This window comes from Acinetobacter lwoffii (assembly GCF_024129735.1).
GTDB classification, from domain to species: domain Bacteria; phylum Pseudomonadota; class Gammaproteobacteria; order Pseudomonadales; family Moraxellaceae; genus Acinetobacter; species Acinetobacter lwoffii_H.
Map to the genome: position 1 here is coordinate 1 of NZ_JAMXXK010000058.1, position 17,712 is coordinate 17,712.

The following is a 17,712-nucleotide window of genomic DNA, read 5'->3' on the forward strand; positions in this document are numbered from 1 at the left end:
GGTGAAGTGTGTCTAATCAACAGGGTTTTCGGTCTCTAAGCACTTTTAAAAAGGAACTTCATCGACTCAAATCTCTATTTGCAACAGTGCCCATTCATGATTCCAAGTCATATTATTTTAAAAAACTAATTCGATACCTGCACCATATTTCCATCCCTTTTCAGACTCTGTTGCCTCTTGCATAGAAGTGGCTTTCTGTCCTTTTTCATATTGGTAAGCAACATCAATGAAAGGTTTAATTCGCTTAGTAATCTCATATCGGGTTTTGATACCAGTTTTAAGTTCTGATAAACCTGATTTTGCAGCATAGTTAGAATCATCGCTAAATATTACATCTGCTTCGATATAAGGTTGAGTAATAAGTTTCTGAGTTAAAAGCAAATCACGTTCTAATTCAAAACTTGCTCCCCAAAAATTATTCTCACCGCCATAAAGATATGCTTGTGTTTCAAAGAAATAAGGAGCTAATCCTAATACACCAATAACACCATCAACTCGATCACTGTTGCTGCTATTTTTATCTTCGCTATATCTTACACCAGCTTGTATATCCCAAAATGGGGCTACGTTACGGCTATAAAGTGCTGATACAGCATATTTTGGATCATTACTTTCTGACTTTTCCGAATTGGCTTCAATAAATAGACGATTTTCATCTGTTCCAATCAAAGTTTCAAGCTTTGTTCCTAGGTTGCCCTTACCGTCTTCATCAACCATCCATGCATTTTCAAGTCTTGTTACTTGATAAATTTGTCCGCCATGTTCTTTAAGATGATCATCGTGAGATCCGTCTGATCTCTTTCTTGCAGTCAAAATAATATTATCTCCCCCATTTGCATTTTCCATTGAATAATATTCTGGATAACGCTCTTGAAGGGAATACTTTAATCCTCCAGATTCCTGTAAAAGAATTTTCATATTTTTTGTAATATTACTGTCTTGTACAGGAGTTTCATTTTTAGCGAACGTTAGATTTGATAATCCAAATAGCGCAATCATCAAAGTTGTTTTTGAAAACAAATTATTAGTGATGTGCATGTGGATTTACTCCCTTCTCATTTACTTGGGACTGAGGAACAGTCTTTGTAGAATTACCATCTTCCACTTGAGCTACAATGAGTTTATTCATCATTCCTGCACTCATATGGTAAAGCAGGTGACAATGAATAGCCCACTCACCTAACTCATCAGCTGTGAGTAGAGTGGTTATCGTTTTCCCAGGTGGAACAATTACCGTATGTTTGTTTGGCATATTGCTTGGATCCTGACCATTCTCAAGCTGCATAAACATGCCATGTAAGTGCATTGGGTGAGCCATCATACTGTCATTGACAAATTTTAAGCGAATACGTTCACCATACTTCACCACTAGTGGGTCGGCTTCATTAAATTTTTTACCATTTATTGTCCAAATATAACGCTCCATGTTTCCACCAAGACGGATCTCTATTTCACGTTCAGCTGCACGAGTGTCTTTTTGAGGATCTAACGATTGCAAATCACTATATTGCAATGCTTTATTACCTTCAGGTGTTGAAGCATTTGCCCATCCAAATACGGTATTATCATTCTTGTCTGAAGCCGCCTTAACAGTAGCGCTATTCATCGGCATATCATGATCCATACCTTTCATAGAAGACATATCATGATCCATACCTTTCATAGAAGACATATCGTGATTCATGCCTTTCATAGAAGACATATCATGATCCATACCTTTCATAGAAGACATATCGTGATTCATATCTTTCATAGATGACATGTCATGGCTCATCCCCATATCTTCCATAGTTAATAAAGCACGAGGGCGAGATTTAGGCATCTCAATTTGTTTGACTGCTGGGCTGCTTTCTTCATGTAATGTTCCCACTGAAAAACCGGTACGATCAATAGATTCAGCTTCAATTTGGTAATGTGCTTGTTTTGGTTCCACAATGACATCATAGGTTTCAGCAGTACCAATACGGAACTCATCTACAGGAACGGGCTTTACAGGTTGACCATCAGCACTGACTACAGTCATTTTTAGGTTTGGAATGCGTACATCAAAGAATGACATAGCGGAAGCATTAATAAAACGAAGGCGAACTTTTTCACCAGCTTTGAAGTTACCGGTCCAGTTTTGCTGAGGTGTTTTGCCATTCATTAAAAATGTATAACCAGTCACATCGGACATATCTGTTTTCAACATCCGCATCTGATTCCACATAGAGCGGTCTTGCCAAGTTGCCTTTAATCCATCACGTTTAACTTGTTTTAATACATCGAATACTGTTTCGCGACGGTTCTGATAGTAATCCGCTTCTTTTTTAAGATTTTTCATAATTTGATCACTTGTTGAATTATGAAAATCAGAAAGCAAAACAACGTAATCTTTATCGGTTTTTTCAGCAGCTGTTAGTGGAGTTTTATCTTTAGGATAAATAACAAAAGCACCATATAAACCGTCTTGTTCTTGTCCTTTACTATGTGAATGATACCAATAAGTACCATTTTGGCGGACTTTAAACTTATATTCATAAGTTTTATTAGGGGCAATGCCATTAAATTTGTTAAATCCAGGTACACCATCCATAATTCCAGGTAATAATAAGCCATGCCAATGGATTGAAGAGTCCTGATTTTTTAACTTATTGTGAACACGGATAACGGCCTCATCACCTTCTTCAAATTCAAGAAGTGGTGCAACGAATTTACCATTAACGGTAATTCTCTTTAGCGGTTTTCCTGTGATATTTACAGTTTGTTCAGCGATTGTTAAATCATATTCTTTAACTGCCGCCATTACCCAAGTTGATGAAAATAAACCAACTCCAATTAAGAGTATATGACTTAACTTTTTTGACATTCTATCTCACCTTTAGAAAGGTCAAGATTGAAGTAATAAAGCAAATATTTAGTATAAACTTTAATACTTCTTTCTCGCTATTTATAAAATTATTTATTGCTACCAGGCATATTCATCTTTGAATGATCCATTTTAGAATGGTCCATATTCATCATAGAATGATCCATTTTTGACATGTCAGATGAGTTAGGAGACTGATGTTGACTATGATCTTGCTGAGTCTTGTCATCTTTTTCCATTTTACAAGGTTTTGTACAAGGTTCCTGTGCTTTTACCGTTTTAGTGGCACTTGAGGTTGATACATCTTTTGCCCAAGATTGAGTACCAGCAATTAAAGTTCCAGCACACATTAAAATTGTTAGACTACGACGCACTACAGTTTTCATAAGTTTCTCTAAAAGTTAATTTCTTGCTACTACAATAAAGTGAAGCACTGAACATCTAAGTGACTTGAAAATGACATTTTTGTAATCTATCTCGATCAGATGTTTTATAACGTTATTATAGTTTTAATGAATGACTTAGGATTCGGAAATGAGAATACTATTAGTTGAAGATGAACAAAAAACTGGTGATTATCTCAAGCAAGGTTTATCCGAAGCTGGCTATATTACGGACTGGGTTACAGATGGGTTAACGGGTAAACATCAAGCTCTTTCTGAAGAGTATGACTTAATTATTTTAGACGTGATGTTACCTGGACTAAATGGTTGGAATATTATCAATGATATTCGTAGCAGCGGTAAAACAATGCCCATTCTTTTTCTTACCGCCCGAGATCAAATCGAAGATCGAGTAAAAGGTTTAGAGTTAGGCGCTGATGATTATTTAGTAAAGCCTTTTGCTTTTGCAGAGCTTCTAGCTCGAATAAAAACGCTCCTTAGACGAGGGCAACAAAGAGAAGATAATAATATTATTAAGATTGCTGATTTAGAACTTGATTTGAGAAAACGTCGGGTAACACGAGCAGGTCAACGCATTGATCTGACGGCTAAAGAATTTGCGCTTATGGAGCTTTTTATGCGTAGAAGAGGTGAAATTCTACCAAGAGCACTTATTGCATCTCAAATTTGGGATATGAACTTTGATAGTGATACGAATGTCGTTGAAGTCGCTATTAAACGATTAAGAAGTAAAGTTGACAGTAACTTTACTCCCAAATTAATTCAGAATATTCGAGGAATGGGGTATGTACTAGAGGTAGAGGATGAATAATAATTTATTCAGAGCGATCAGTTTCCGGATCGGTATCATTTTCTCATTATCTACTATTTTCATTCTAATTATTATGGGTTTGTTCATAAATAAATTAGTAATGCATCATTTTGAAACTCAAGACCGTACCCAATTAGAAGGTAAAATCCAGCTTATTCAGAATCTTCTCCAACAGCATCCTAAAAATTCTCCAGAACTTAATCTTTATTTAAGAGATGCGTTAGTTGGACACCATGATCTTATGGTCCAAATAGAACGACCGACAGGTAAAGTTTTATTTAGTTCAGCATCCTCAATCATTAATACTCAAAATTTAATCAAGTCAGCAAATAATTCATGGATTAAATGGCAAGTTCAAAATAAGACCTATCGTGGCATGATCTACACTACAGGTATAAATAGAAATTCTGAAATACAATCTGTACGAATTATTGTTGGGATCGATACATCAGAACATCTACATTTTCTAAAAGATTTTAAGCGTCAACTTTTGTATATTGGTTTGGCTGGTACAATTTGTTTAATGTTTTTAGGTTGGTTTGCAACCTGGAGAGGTTTAAGACCAGTGCAAAAAATGGCTAAGGTCGCAGAAGGAATTTCTGCTCAACATCTTTCAGAACGTTTAGAAGTTGAGCATACACCAACCGAACTAAAATCATTGGCAATCGCCTTCAATGCTATGCTGGACAGACTAGAGTCAGCTTTAGAAAAACTTTCCGATTTTTCATCTGATTTAGCACATGAAATTAGAACACCGATTAATAATTTAATGACCCAAACTCAAGTATGTCTCGCCCGTAACCGAGATATTGGTACTTATCAAGAAATACTATTTTCTAATTTAGAAGAATTTGAACGTTTGGCTCGAATGGTGTCCGATATGCTTTTCTTGGCAAAAGCAGAACATGGCTTAAATTTACAGAACTTACAGAATATTGACCTCATTAAAGAAGTTACCGCTTTATTTGATTTCTATGACGCTCTAGCTGCCGAAAAAAATATGACACTTCAACAAACAGGATCTGGCAATGTAAAAGGTGATCCTGCTATGTTACGTCGCGCACTCAGCAACCTATTGTCTAATGCAGTTAAATATGGAAACAAGAATTCTACAATACAGATAAAACTTCAACAGAATTTAGATAACACAATATTTTCAATTGAAAATGAAGGCCCTGAACTCTCTCCTGAACAACTATCCAGATTATTTGATCGTTTTTATCGAACAGATGCGTCTAGACAAAGAACAGAAGAAGGAACCGGCTTAGGGCTTGCCATAACAAAATCTATTCTTGATATGCTTGGGGCGACCATCCAGGCTGAATCCCTCAATGGTCGAATCATTTTTACCATTGTTTTTCAAAGTGAATCCATGCAAGGGGAATCATTTTAACTCATTTTTTGAACATCTTCTATTTACCCGAGTTGACCTTACATAAAGCTCAAACTGAGAGCCAGAGCTACGCCAGCACCTATCATGGCAATTGTGTAGCCAAATATGATAGCTCGGCCAAACTGTGCCCCCCCTGTCATCCATGCAATTGTCGCTTTGCTTAACATGTTGCTCAGTGTGGCCAGCCCTAGCGCGACAGCAGCCACATTTGTTGTTAAGCCTTCAGTACTATGCAGGCGGGCAAGTGAGACTAAAATAGCATCTACGTCTGCTAGCCCAGAAATAGTCGATAATACGAAGATGCCGCTGGTGCCCAACCATTGTTTTGCTGCCGGGACCAAGACTGCCATGACAGCCAGGAAAGCAGCGAAGCTGAATGCTGTCCCAAGATCAAAAGGAGCCATTGCTTCTATTGTTCGATCGTTGTTTTCAGCGCTGGTAATTTGGCGTTGTCTCCACAATGCCATACCCAGCAGAAGGATTCCCGCAATCATCATTGCACCACCAAAAGTGCTTAGCAATGCTGGCTCAATGACGCCTATCAGCACAACCATACGAAAAAACATGATGCCACAGGCAGCCAATGTTCCAGAAATAGCAGCACTGACCATGACGGGGTGCTGGCGTGTATAGCGTGCCAGTGCGACAGTTGCAGCTGTAGAAGATGCCAAACCACCCAATAGACCTGTCCAGAATATGCCTCTTTCTGAACCGGTAAGCCGCATGGCAAAATGACCTGCCAGAGAGAGTCCGGCAATCAGGATCACTGCCCACCATAACTGGTAAGGATTTAATGCAGCAAAAGGTCCCATACCCGTATTGGGTAAGTAAGGTAATATAACGACAGAAAGTACCAGTAACTGCAGGGATGCGGTTAATTCACGATGTTCGATCAAGCGTAACCAACCATGTAAGGTTGGCTTGAGATCCAAAAATACAGCCACGATGACAGCCGCTGTTAATGCTAAAGTAACATTACCATGGGATGCATATGCACCTAGAACTAATGTCAACAGCATCGCGATCGTCGTGGTAGCGCTTAGATTACCGGAAAGTTTTGCGGTACGCGCGTAGGATACCGTAAGTAAAAGGGAAAGCCCTAATACGGCTGCGACTAGTGGCCAAGGCCCAAAGTTTGGCTGTAAATGACCGAGCACTCCTCCGAGTAATCCTGTCAATGTGAAGGTACGTAGGCCTGCTACTCGGCTGCCTTCTGGCAGTTCACGATCATTCCATCCTCGTTCTAAACCAATGAGCAGGCCGATGGCAAGTGCTGCAATCAGGCCTGATACATCTGGTGGAAGAAAAAGACTCTCTATCATAGCTTTTTATGTCGCAGGCGAAGGGCATTGGTGATGACTGAAGCTGAACTCAAACTCATAGCCAAGGCCGCAATCATGGGTGACAACAACCAACCGGTAAATGGGTAGAGTACGCCAGCTGCTATTGGGATACCCAAGGCATTATAAAGGAAAGCAAACATGAGGTTCTGTTTCATGTTGCCAACAGTAGCTTCCGAAAGTGAACGGGCAACCGCGATACCGCGTAAATCTCCCTTGACCAAGGTAACTTGAGCACTATTCATTGCGACATCAGTTCCGGTCCCCATAGCGATACCGACATCAGCCTTGGCTAGTGCTGGTGCATCATTGATTCCATCGCCGGCCATTGCCACGATGCGACCTTGCTTCTGCAATTTGCTGACAAGTTCGAGTTTATCTGCGGGTTTAACTTCACCATGTACCTCATCAATACCCAGACGTGATGCGACTGAACGGGCAGTGGTGAGACCATCTCCTGTTGCCATCACGATACGTAGACCCGCTTCCTTCAGGGTGGCAAGTGCTTCAGGGGTACTTTTTTTGATGGGATCGGATACTGCAAGCAGGCCGGCCAATTCACCATTGATGGCTAGATGCATTACACTTGCACCTTCCGAACGCAGCTCTTCGGCTTGCGGAATCAGAGATTGTACCGAGATACCCAATTGCTCCATCAGTGCTGTGTTGCCCAAAGCTAACTGACGATCGCCCACTTGACCTCGAACACCAATCCCTGAGCCCGATTCAAAATTATCTGGTGTTTCAAGAGGCAGGCCACGTTCGTGTGCTGCGTTTACAATCGCTTCGGCTAGCGGGTGTTCACTGCCTTGATCAAGACTGGCGGCTAAACGTAATACTTCAGATTCATCGAAACCTGATGCGGCAACCACACGATCGAATACAGGGCGTCCTTCAGTTAACGTACCTGTTTTATCGATAATTAGTGTGTCAATCTTGCGTAGATTCTCAATGGCTGCTGCATCGCGGAACAACACACCATGAGTAGCACCTTGACCCGTTGCAACCATGATAGACATTGGAGTTGCCAAGCCTAGTGCACAAGGACAGGCAATAATGAGTACTGCCACAGCATTGATTAATGCATAAACCCAGCTCGACTCTTCTGGGCCGAACAGTCCCCATCCAAAGAAGGTAAGCAAGGCAATGGCTACTACAGCCATGACAAACCAACCTGCAACCTGATCAGCCATGCGTTGCATTGGTGCTCTCGATCGTTGAGCTTGCGCCACCATCTGTACGATCTGGGATAACATGGTACTTGAACCAATTTTCTCTGAACGCATGATTAGGGAACCATTGGTATTCAGGGTAGCACCAATGACTTTATCACCGATGCGTTTAGTGATCGGTAAAGGTTCACCTGTCAGCATCGATTCATCCACTGAACTACTTCCTTCAGTGATTACACCATCCACAGGCACTTTTTCACCTGGGCGAATTCTGAGTAAATCTCCTACATGGACATGCGTTAGAGGAACATCTTCTTCAGTTCCATCAGGCAGGATTCGGCGAGCTGTTTTAGGAGCGAGCCCAAGGAGTGACTTAATTGCAGCAGAAGTTTGCGAACGTGCTTTTAACTCCAATATTTGTCCCAGTAGGGTCAATGAAATGATGACCGCTGAAGCTTCAAAGTAAACAGCGACACGACCCATGGAAATAAATGAGTCTGGGAAGATTTGCGGTGCAATGGTTGCGACCACACTATAAATAAATGCAGCTCCAGTGCCCAAACCAATCAGCGTCCACATGTTCGGGCTGCGATTCACAACCGATTGCCAACCCCGGGAAAAAAATGGCCAACCTGCCCAAAGTACAATTGGGAGTGACAACACCAGTTCAATCCAGCTCTGAACAGCCATATTGAACAGGTTCATTTGATGACCAAACATCGCCAAAAAAGTCACGATGATGGTCAATGGCAGTGTCCACCAGAAGCGTCGGCGGAAATCACGTAACTCCGGATTCTCATCTTCATCTAATTCAGGAATGAGTGGCTCCAGTGTCATTCCGCATTTAGGACAGTTTCCAGGATGATCTTGCCTGATTTCTGGATGCATTGGGCATGTATAGATGGTCGTACCTGTTGTGCTTGCCGCATTAACGTGTTGAACAGTCTGATGATGCTGTGTATGTGCATCGGCAGTCGTCGTTGCGGGTTTAGCGATATATTGCACCGGGCTGCTATGAAACTTTGATTGACATTTATCACTGCAAAAAAAGTAAGTTTTCCCCTTAAATTCCTCATGGTATTTCGATTCTTCAGTGACGGTCATACCACAGACTGGGTCTTTCAGTACGTCTGTTGTAGCCTGTGCCATATGGTCCTGGTTATGATTTTTTTGATCTGACATAAATAATTCTCTTATGGTAAAGTGGTTTTATGGCCGAATTTTGGAATAAATCTCGGAGTCTGTTGAGCATAGCTGTCATAGACAGCGCCAAACTGTTTACTCATTTCAGCCTCTTCCTTAATTGCCAAGCGGCTGTACATTAAGAGTAGGATTGGAAACATTATCAGTGTCAGTAAAGTTGGCCATTGCAATAAAAAACCCAGCAAGATCATCACAAAAGCCACGTATTGTGGGTGACGTATACGTGCATAAGGGCCTGTGATCGCTAAAGAATGCTGACGTTGCGCGTTGTACAGCACGTGCCATGACGTTGATAACAGGTAAAATCCATAGCCCAAGAAAACGTAACTGGCGATATGCAAAATGCCAAAATGTGGATCACCTTTTTCACCTAATAGCGTTGACCACAAGTGACCTGCATTATGAGAAAGTAAGTCAAGTTGAGGGAAGCGAGTTTGAAGCCAACCAGATAACAGGTAAATGGTTAAAGGAAAACCATACATTTCGACAAATAGAGCAATGATAAAAGCCGAAAAGGCCCCAAATGTACGCCAATCGCGCGCAGTGGAAGGTCTAAAAAAACTGAAAGCGAACATGATAAAAACTGCTGAGTTAATGATAACCAGCGTCCATAAACCATAAGCCGATTCCGCATGATTCATGATGGATCTCCTGATAAGAGCTATTTTTTGTTATCAGATATATCGGATTTTTTTTGCTGCGAGTGGTTATGCCCATGACCACCATGCATAAAAATATGCATCAGTGGACACGCTAAAAGGAATAAATAAGGCAAAGCACCGATAACGTGGGCTAAATGTTCCGTTAATAGAAAATAAGCTGCGATACCACCCAGCACGATTAGACCAATGGCATAACGTGTAGACCAAAAGTTAGGTACTGAATTATTTTCTTGGTGTTGGTGATTCATGGTGCTTTCCCCTAATTCATGGGTAACTATTTAGTTGCTGACGGAGGCATACAGTCCATCATCATCTGCATCATGGATTGCATCATGTCCATACGTTTTTCCATCATCTGCTGACGGTTAGCCATATTTGCATTCATGCTTTGGCTGCCCATCTGTTTCATCATACTCATACCTCCTTGCATGAGTTTCATGTGCTCAGCCATAAGTTTCTGACGTTCTTGTGGGGTTTTTGCAGCCATCATCTTCTCATGCATGGCTTGCATCGCCTTCATGTATTGATCCATTGCAGCCATTTTATCTGTAGCAGTGGTGCTGGTAACTGTTTGCTTAATTGTTACTGCAGATGGTGCTGTTTTTTCAGGGTGGTGATCTTTGTGTTCATCGGATTGCTGTGCAAATGTATTCAATGACGCGGCTGCGATACATAAGCCCAAAAAAATGTTTTTGAATTTCATCATAATTTTTTCCTTTAAATAATTTGGAAGTAAAAGCTATGTTTTAGTACTGAACAGAGTCTAGGAATTTGACTACTAAACTGATGAAATTTTTGGTTATTCTCTGTCTCTCTTAAAAATTTTAGCACTATTAATTAATTATTTTTAAAAATGACAAAAATGTAATTTTGAGATCTTCTCGAAATATATAGTCTATGCTGAGATGACAAAAATTTTATTTAATATTAATCTTTTAAAACTATTAAAGTTGTTATGATTTTATGTGCTTAAAAAAATAAAAATGAAATGATTAGATGACTCCAAGGCTAGTTAGAGACACATTCTTAATGTAATTTACACTGTTATTCCTTTAAAGAAAAAATACAGTTGATCAAAATAGTTTTTTATAGAAAAAAGGGTGGATAATTTAATTATTAAACTTATTGGTATATTTATTAGATAGAAGGTAAAGAAGATTATTTTTAATATTAGGGTTTATAATCCAAATTTCAGAGTAAGGAATCTACTACTTATATAATAGAGATTCCATCTCCAAAACAGTACTACTGTATGAATGAGTTGTATTCAATGCAGGGAAGAATGTAGATCCTTAATACTAACGGAAAATTATTTTACTGAATTTTCATGTAAAGACTCATTTAATTGATCAATCACTGTCGTCCATTCACCATCAGAGTGTAGTTTTTCTTCTAAAAAATGACGTTGAGCATCAGTCCAAAAAATTGCTTGTGTTAAAAAAACATCTCCAGCTAGCTGATGGCTCTCTATGAATTTTGCAATTGCTTCTTCAGTAGAAGCTAAACCAAGCTGTTCAAATAATTTGGTCATTCTTGGACGTGTTTGAGTCATGTGCTTAGCCCACAAATTTATATTAGATCAAATTAAACATAACATGTTTATATTTAAACTAAAATATAAAAAATTAAATAGCTACTATTTTCTTAGACAAAATGATTACTACATTTCATAAATCAACCACCTACATAATTTGTTTGTTAAATGATCATTATTTTTCAATAAGATTATTTTAATAGTTAAAGATTTTAAATTTTAAAAATGACAAAAATGTAATTTTGAAGTCATCGCTCTGTTTCTGTCTCTCACTAATAATTGAAATATAAGAGGAGATGATGTGGTCTCATTAAATATAGATTTTATAAAGTCATCTCTAATGAACTAACGAATCAAGAGGAAACGTAAATGAAATTATTTCAAAATAAAATGACTGCTCTACGTAATGTTGTAGTAGCTGCAACGATGATTGTGGCTACTACAACTACGTTCGCTCATGTGAGTTTAGTGAGTGCGATTCCTGCGGAAAATGCATCTATCCTTAGTCAACCAAAGAACTTGACCCTTAACTTTGGTGCAGAGGTTATGTTGATGAATATTAAGTTACTGGATGCTCAGCGAAGAGATGTTCCTTTAAAATATAAAGTTACTCATGACTTAAAGAAATCCTTTGATGTCGCTCTTCCGAAACTGAAAAAAGGTAAATATACCGTTGTCTGGACAACAATGGGGAAAGATGGTCACAACATGAATGGTGAATATAGTTTCACTATCAAATCAACTAAATAAGAATTGATTACCTTTCAACATGTCAGTGAGGTGCTGGCATGTTGTTCTAGAATGGACAAAAATAATGATTTCTGAATATTGGATGTGGGCCACTTGGTTAACTAAGGTTATTTTATATTTAAGTGTAGCTTTTGTCGTTGGTGGAGCCTTTTGCTATTTTTTACTTAGACAATATCTTGAACTAAAAGAATCGATTCTTAAATATATTACAATTGGCGCTGGATTAGGCCTAATTTCCAGTACCTTGGGATTTTTTATTCTGATTGGTAGTTTTGCCAATACTGGTATTACAGGGATGGTGGACCCCACGTATATTAATATATTGGTTAATACTCCGACGGGGTATATATACGTTCTTCGTTCTATTAGTTTTGCTCTTTTACTTCTTCTCATGGTGGTTAAAGTTAACAGGAACAAAGGTCAGTTTTCTATAATTGAAAGTTCAATATTTTGTATTTTACTTATCCCGATTATTTTTAGTTTTTCCCAGCTCGGACATGTCGCTAATTTAACCTTACTTGCTCAAATTTTATTATCAATCCATATTCTAGTTATGTCGTTATGGATGGGGTCTTTATATCCGTTATGGAAAACCAGCCGGGAAATAAGTGGTTTACCTTTAAAAGATCGCATGCATGTATTTGGACGTATTGCTGCTTTCATTGTTGGGATATTAATCGCCTGTGGCGCTAGTGTAGCTCTTCTTTTAATTAAAGATTTTAATACCTTAATCAATACTGCATATGGCTATGGTTTCATGGTTAAAATGTTTTTTGTTATAAGTATTCTACTTTTAGCTGCCTTCAACAAATGGTATTTCACCCCGCGTCTTCAACATCCTAAATTCGCTAAACACCTTAGTCATGCCATTTTATTTGAGATGTTATTAGGTCTATCAATTCTATTAACAACAGGCTATATAACCACTGTCGTGGGTATTGAATAAGAGAATTTCAAAATAAGGGAATTGAGGAAATTTAACATTACTGCATTTATCTTTTGTAGCTGAGCAATAAAGTTTCTACTGGACTGTCAACTTACGACAATCAGAACAGTAAAATCGCATCATGAGGCATTATACATGGCACTGTTGCAAATAGAGATTTGAGTCGATGATGTTCCCTTTAAAAAGTACTTAGAGACCGAAAACCCTGTTGATTAGACACACTTCACCCTGAGGCTGACCATAATAAAATGACGATGCTTGTCCTTTACGTAGTGCACGCATGACTTCAATACCTTTAATTGTGGCATAAGCCGTCTTCATAGATTTGAATCCTAATGTGGCCCTGATGATCCGCTTTAGCTTGCCATGATCACATTCAATCACGTTATTTTTATACTTAATCTGCCTGTGCTCAAGGTCTGGTGGACATTTACCTTCCCGTTTTAACCGTGATAAAGCACGTCCATATGTGGGTGCTTTATCCGTGTTGATCACTTGTGGAATTTGCCACTTCTTCACATTATTTAAAATTTTTCCAAGAAAACAATATGCTGATTTGGTATTACGTCTAGAAGAAAGATAAAAATCAATGGTATCGCCACGTTGATCGACTGCACGATACAGATAAGACCATCGTCCATTCACTTTTACATAGGTTTCATCAATATGCCACGAGCTCAGATCTGTAGGATTACGCCAATACCAGCGTAAACGTTTTTCTATTTCAGGAGCATAACGTTGAACCCAACGGTAAATAGTCGTGTGATCAACATTCACACCCCGTTCGGCCAGCATTTCCTGCAGTTCACGATAGCTAATGCCATATTTACAATACCAGCGCACAGCCCAAAGAATGATTTCGCCCTGAAAATGCCGACCATGGAAAGGATTCATATGCTGCACCTTTAGCTAAAACAGTCTTCAACTTACCATTCGTGGTTATTTGCAACAGTGCCACTTGGGTGGTCTGCCTTTAGCTGGAACATGCTTCTGCAATTGCTCAACCATTTAAATAAAAGGTTGACCATGAGATGCCTGTATATCGCTTAAACTGTGTTTCAGAAAGCTTCTTTGAATCAATGTATTTCATCCGCAGATTATGCACGAATGCTAAGAAAATTAGAGTACAAATATCAATCAAAAAGGTGCTCGTTTTTTGATTTATGAAAGAGATCTATTATTCAATTATATCTTTTAATGATCAATAGAAAGCCTAGTTTCAAACACATTCTTCAGACACAAACAAATATGATCAAAATAGAGTGATTACTCTATAAAATAATAAAATCAATTACTTAAATCATATTTTATTTTAAAAAAATACAAATGTGTATTAAAAATAACCATTACTTACATTTTTTTGATTACAAAATATAATGAGTAAATTGCTTCCCATTTCATACATTTTTCATATATAAAAAGTCATACTATTTTTAAGGTTTTTCTAAATCACATTTTATACTTCATAGTTTTTAACATCATTATTAAAGGTGAACCATGCAAAAGAAGAAGCGCACCCCATTAGACGCACAACAGTCCCATCTTTGGATTATTGGTGGTGGTATCGCAGGTATGGCTGCTGCTGCATTTGCAATCCGTGATGCCAAAGTCCCTGCCAAAAATATCCATATTTTAGAAGAACTCGATATTTCAGGTGGTTCGATGGATGGTGGACATACACCGCATGCCGCGCAAGCTTGGGTAACACGTGGTGGGCGAATGCTGACCGATGAAACTTATTTGTGCCTATGGGACTTATTTTCCAGTATTCCATCTTTGGAAAATCCAGACATTTCGGTGCGTGAAGAATGTCGTGAGTTTAATGAAAAAGTGAAAACCCACGCCAATGCACGGTTGATTGATGCCGAACATGTCATTGCGGATGCAGCAAAGCTTGGTCTGAATACGCTACATCGTGCACAGATGCTGCGCCTATTAGCTTCAAAAGAAGAAAAAATTGGCAGTCGCCGCATTGATGAGTTTTTTGATGAAACCTTTTTTGAAACCAATTTCTGGCGCATGTGGCGCACGACTTTCGCTTTTCAAAAATGGCACAGTGCAGCAGAGTTAAGACGCTATTTCTTGCGTTTTATTCAAGAATTGCCACGCATTCATACCTTAGCGGGTGTGAAACGTACCAAGTACAACCAATATGACTCGATGATTCTGCCCCTACAGCGTTGGTTAGTCGCACAAGGCGTCGATGTGCGTTTTGGACACTATGTCACAGATGCAGACTTCATTACCAATGCTGAAACTCAAGAACGCTACGCTTCACGCCTATATGTACAATTGCCTGAAGGCTCAGAGCAAATTAATCTGAAAGCCAATGATTTAGCTATTTTCACTTTAGGCTCTATTACAGCAGACTCACGTTATGGCGGTAATCATGACGTGCCTGCCCTTATTCGTCATCGAGAAGATCATGGCTGGACGCTTTGGGAAACGCTGGCACAAAAAGCCCCAGACTTTGGCCGTCCAATGACTTTTTATGGCAATGTCGATGAACATAAGTGGGAGTCTTTCACTCTGACCATGAAAGATGACGTGCTACTTAAACGTATTATTGACTATACAGGCAATGAACCAGGCACAGGCGCACTCATGACTTGGTATGAGTCGGGTTGGCATTTATCCATCGTGGTTCCTGCACAGCCACACTTTGCCGACTTACCTGAAGGTTTATATACCTTATGGGGCTACGGTTTCCAAATTGACCATATAGGCGATTACATCAAAAAACCAATGTCCGAAGCCACGGGGCAAGAAATCCTAACAGAACTGATTAAACAGCTCGGTTTTGACGACATTTTAGATCATGTTTTGGCAACGACTGATGTTACTACCGCCATGATGCCATACGCCTCTGCCCTATTCGCCTGCCGTAAACCGGGGGATCGTCCACAGGTAATTCCACAAGGCTCACAAAACTTTGCTTTCCTTGGACAGTTTGTGGAAATTGAAGATGACGTGGTCTTTACTGTGGAATATTCAGTTCGTGGGGCGATGCTTGCCATTTATGAATTTTTTGGGGTGGAACGTGAAATCCCTGAAATTTACAACGGTCTACTTGATCCCAAAGTGGGTTTAAAAGCTTTAGAAACAGTGTTCCACTAAGTTTTTAATATATAGCGATAAGAGCACCTTTATGTCGCCACTATTACATAGTTTAATTTAAGCAACGTTTGGATACACGAGTGTGGCAGGGATGCCACACGTTATCCATCATAATAGGGATGTTATGTATGGGTAACAAAGGCTTTTGCTTTCTTTTGGCTTATCAAAAGTAAGGGTATTGCCTACACAAACACCTTTTATACTTTATTGAAAGTTGAGGCCGTGTACGCACTGGTTTACCGTTAACATCAATATAAGGAATATAAAATGAAAGCAGCTCGTTTTTATGACCGAGGGGATATTCGAATTGAAGATATCCCTGAACCGAAAGTACTTCCAGGCACAGTTGGAATTCAAGTTGCGTGGTGTGGTATTTGCGGTACAGATTTACATGAATTCATGGAAGGTCCTATTTTTATTCCACCTTGTGGTCACCCACACCCAATTTCGGGAGAATCTGCACCTGTAACAATGGGACATGAATTTTCAGGCGTGGTTTATGCAGTTGGAGAGGGTGTAGATGATATCCAAATTGGGCAACATGTCGTAGTTGAACCCTACATCATTGCTGACGATGTGCCGACTGGCCCCAATGATAAGTATCATTTATCAAAAAATATGAACTTTATTGGTTTAGGCGGACGCGGTGGTGGTCTTTCTGAAAAAATTGCAGTTCAGCGGCGTTGGGTACATCCTATTTCAAATGATATTCCTTTAGACCAAGCAGCATTGATAGAACCTTTATCTGTCGGTCATCATGCCTATGTCAGAAGTGGCGCAAAAGCTGGCGATATCGCACTGGTTGGTGGAGCAGGCCCAATAGGCTTACTTTTATCTGCTATTTTAAAGGCTAAAGGTCTCACGGTCATCATTACTGAACTGAGTGCAAAACGTAAAGAAAAAGCGATAGAAGCGGGTGTTGCCGATTATGTACTAGACCCATCTAAGGTTGATGTAGTTGCTGAGGTAATGAAAATTACAGAAGACCGCGGTGTAGATGTCGCTTTTGAATGTAGTAGTGTCAATAAAGTCATGGATACACTCGTTGCAGCAATGAAACCAACTGGTGTAGTCGTTATCGTTTCTATTTGGAGCCATCCTGCCACAATTAATGTGCATAGTGTGGTGATGAAAGAGCTAGATATTCGTGGCACGATTGCTTATGTAAATGATCATCAGGAAACTATCCGTTTGGTTGAGCAAGGTAAGATTAATCTAGAACCTTTTATTACCCAACGGATTGCATTAGATGATCTTGTTTCTAAAGGCTTTGAAACATTGATTCATAATAATGAGTCTGCTGTAAAAATTATTGTTCATCCGTAGTAACGCCTAATTTGAACGACTAATTTGAATAAACTAGAAATAAACTCTATGTAGCTATTTCTAATATCTTTATAGATAGGGAATGAGTCTGTACGTACAGATTCATTCTCAAATTGGCACTGTTGCAAATAACCACGAATGGTAAGCTGAAGACTGTTTTAGCTAAAGGTGCAGCATATGAATCCTTTCCATGGTCGGCATTTTCA

The 17,712-nt window shown here is 39.3% G+C and carries 16 protein-coding genes; 6 read left to right on the forward strand and 10 right to left on the reverse strand.

Annotated elements, in window-relative coordinates; translation table 11 throughout:
• Window positions 1–117 precede the first annotated feature (117 nt).
• The 3 genes from NI469_RS13725 to NI469_RS13735 all read right to left on the reverse strand — a co-directional run bounded on the left by NI469_RS13725 (window position 118) and on the right by NI469_RS13735 (window position 3,234).
• On the reverse strand, window positions 118–1,038 hold the full coding sequence (locus NI469_RS13725) for a copper resistance protein B (protein ID WP_180039041.1): 921 nt from the start codon (window positions 1,036–1,038) through the stop codon (window positions 118–120).
• Complete coding sequence (locus NI469_RS13730) at window positions 1,025–2,848, reverse strand: copper resistance system multicopper oxidase (RefSeq protein WP_253175525.1); 1,824 nt, start codon at window positions 2,846–2,848, stop codon at window positions 1,025–1,027. Before NI469_RS13730 ends, NI469_RS13725 begins: the two co-directional genes overlap by 14 nt.
• Window positions 2,849–2,937: 89 nt before the next feature.
• Entirely contained in the window at window positions 2,938–3,234 is a 297-nt protein-coding gene (locus NI469_RS13735) for a hypothetical protein (RefSeq protein ID WP_005006338.1), read from the reverse strand.
• Between the two features lie 148 nt (window positions 3,235–3,382).
• Between NI469_RS13735 and NI469_RS13740 the strand changes: the two genes are divergently transcribed.
• The gene (locus NI469_RS13740) at window positions 3,383–4,063 is read left to right on the forward strand and encodes a heavy metal response regulator transcription factor (protein ID WP_004663993.1); all 681 of its coding nucleotides are present in this window, start codon (window positions 3,383–3,385) and stop codon (window positions 4,061–4,063) included.
• On the forward strand, window positions 4,056–5,456 hold the full coding sequence (locus NI469_RS13745; protein WP_004281867.1) for a heavy metal sensor histidine kinase: 1,401 nt from the start codon (window positions 4,056–4,058) through the stop codon (window positions 5,454–5,456). Before NI469_RS13740 ends, NI469_RS13745 begins: the two co-directional genes overlap by 8 nt.
• A 38-nt stretch (window positions 5,457–5,494) precedes the next feature.
• Here NI469_RS13745 and NI469_RS13750 read toward each other — a convergent pair whose 3' ends face one another.
• The 6 genes from NI469_RS13750 to NI469_RS13775 form a co-directional block, all read right to left on the reverse strand.
• A complete protein-coding gene (locus tag NI469_RS13750; RefSeq protein WP_180039039.1) occupies window positions 5,495–6,778 on the reverse strand; it encodes an MgtC/SapB family protein in 1,284 nt (427 codons plus the stop codon).
• Entirely contained in the window at window positions 6,775–9,150 is a 2,376-nt protein-coding gene (locus NI469_RS13755; protein WP_180039038.1) for a heavy metal translocating P-type ATPase, read from the reverse strand. The genes NI469_RS13750 and NI469_RS13755 overlap by 4 nt, the downstream gene beginning before the upstream one ends.
• Window positions 9,151–9,161: 11 nt before the next feature.
• Window positions 9,162–9,812: a methyltransferase family protein gene (locus NI469_RS13760; RefSeq protein ID WP_004281871.1), complete on the reverse strand. Its 651-nt coding sequence runs from the start codon at window positions 9,810–9,812 to the stop codon at window positions 9,162–9,164.
• Between the two features lie 20 nt (window positions 9,813–9,832).
• Complete coding sequence (locus tag NI469_RS13765) at window positions 9,833–10,081, reverse strand: DUF2933 domain-containing protein (protein ID WP_004695740.1); 249 nt, start codon at window positions 10,079–10,081, stop codon at window positions 9,833–9,835.
• Window positions 10,082–10,107: 26 nt separating this feature from the next.
• Window positions 10,108–10,539, reverse strand: a complete 432-nt coding sequence (locus NI469_RS13770) for a hypothetical protein (RefSeq protein ID WP_253175527.1) — start codon at window positions 10,537–10,539, stop codon at window positions 10,108–10,110.
• A gap of 603 nt (window positions 10,540–11,142) precedes the next feature.
• Window positions 11,143–11,385: a DUF2789 family protein gene (locus tag NI469_RS13775; RefSeq protein WP_004281876.1), complete on the reverse strand. Its 243-nt coding sequence runs from the start codon at window positions 11,383–11,385 to the stop codon at window positions 11,143–11,145.
• A 351-nt stretch (window positions 11,386–11,736) separates the two neighbouring features.
• Here NI469_RS13775 and NI469_RS13780 point away from each other — a divergent pair, with 351 nt between their 5' ends.
• Complete coding sequence (locus NI469_RS13780; RefSeq protein ID WP_004681441.1) at window positions 11,737–12,117, forward strand: copper resistance CopC family protein; 381 nt, start codon at window positions 11,737–11,739, stop codon at window positions 12,115–12,117.
• A 64-nt stretch (window positions 12,118–12,181) separates the two neighbouring features.
• Window positions 12,182–13,063, forward strand: coding sequence for a copper resistance D family protein (locus tag NI469_RS13785; protein ID WP_005220177.1), 882 nt, complete (start codon window positions 12,182–12,184; stop codon window positions 13,061–13,063).
• Between the two features lie 189 nt (window positions 13,064–13,252).
• On the opposite strand, the gene NI469_RS13790 is transcribed toward NI469_RS13785, so the two are convergent.
• Window positions 13,253–13,957, reverse strand: a complete 705-nt coding sequence (locus NI469_RS13790) for an IS6-like element IS1006 family transposase (RefSeq protein WP_001067784.1) — start codon at window positions 13,955–13,957, stop codon at window positions 13,253–13,255.
• Window positions 13,958–14,560: 603 nt separating this feature from the next.
• Here NI469_RS13790 and NI469_RS13795 point away from each other — a divergent pair.
• Together NI469_RS13795 and NI469_RS13800 are read left to right on the forward strand one after the other, a co-directional pair.
• On the forward strand, window positions 14,561–16,180 hold the full coding sequence (locus NI469_RS13795; RefSeq protein ID WP_004726755.1) for an oleate hydratase: 1,620 nt from the start codon (window positions 14,561–14,563) through the stop codon (window positions 16,178–16,180).
• A gap of 267 nt (window positions 16,181–16,447) precedes the next feature.
• Complete coding sequence (locus NI469_RS13800; RefSeq protein ID WP_004281883.1) at window positions 16,448–17,506, forward strand: 2,3-butanediol dehydrogenase; 1,059 nt, start codon at window positions 16,448–16,450, stop codon at window positions 17,504–17,506.
• Window positions 17,507–17,712: the final 206 nt, after the last annotated feature.

Coding starts and splice junctions, on each gene's coding strand:
- NI469_RS13725 (WP_180039041.1), bottom strand. CDS start 1,038: ATGCACATCACTAATAATTTGTTTTCAAAAACAACTTTGATGATTGCG.
- NI469_RS13730 (WP_253175525.1), bottom strand. CDS start 2,848: ATGTCAAAAAAGTTAAGTCATATACTCTTAATTGGAGTTGGTTTATTT.
- NI469_RS13735 (WP_005006338.1), bottom strand. CDS start 3,234: ATGAAAACTGTAGTGCGTCGTAGTCTAACAATTTTAATGTGTGCTGGA.
- NI469_RS13740 (WP_004663993.1), top strand. CDS start 3,383: ATGAGAATACTATTAGTTGAAGATGAACAAAAAACTGGTGATTATCTC.
- NI469_RS13745 (WP_004281867.1), top strand. CDS start 4,056: ATGAATAATAATTTATTCAGAGCGATCAGTTTCCGGATCGGTATCATT.
- NI469_RS13750 (WP_180039039.1), bottom strand. CDS start 6,778: ATGATAGAGAGTCTTTTTCTTCCACCAGATGTATCAGGCCTGATTGCA.
- NI469_RS13755 (WP_180039038.1), bottom strand. CDS start 9,150: ATGTCAGATCAAAAAAATCATAACCAGGACCATATGGCACAGGCTACA.
- NI469_RS13760 (WP_004281871.1), bottom strand. CDS start 9,812: ATGAATCATGCGGAATCGGCTTATGGTTTATGGACGCTGGTTATCATT.
- NI469_RS13765 (WP_004695740.1), bottom strand. CDS start 10,081: ATGAATCACCAACACCAAGAAAATAATTCAGTACCTAACTTTTGGTCT.
- NI469_RS13770 (WP_253175527.1), bottom strand. CDS start 10,539: ATGATGAAATTCAAAAACATTTTTTTGGGCTTATGTATCGCAGCCGCG.
- NI469_RS13775 (WP_004281876.1), bottom strand. CDS start 11,385: ATGACTCAAACACGTCCAAGAATGACCAAATTATTTGAACAGCTTGGT.
- NI469_RS13780 (WP_004681441.1), top strand. CDS start 11,737: ATGAAATTATTTCAAAATAAAATGACTGCTCTACGTAATGTTGTAGTA.
- NI469_RS13785 (WP_005220177.1), top strand. CDS start 12,182: ATGATTTCTGAATATTGGATGTGGGCCACTTGGTTAACTAAGGTTATT.
- NI469_RS13790 (WP_001067784.1), bottom strand. CDS start 13,957: ATGAATCCTTTCCATGGTCGGCATTTTCAGGGCGAAATCATTCTTTGG.
- NI469_RS13795 (WP_004726755.1), top strand. CDS start 14,561: ATGCAAAAGAAGAAGCGCACCCCATTAGACGCACAACAGTCCCATCTT.
- NI469_RS13800 (WP_004281883.1), top strand. CDS start 16,448: ATGAAAGCAGCTCGTTTTTATGACCGAGGGGATATTCGAATTGAAGAT.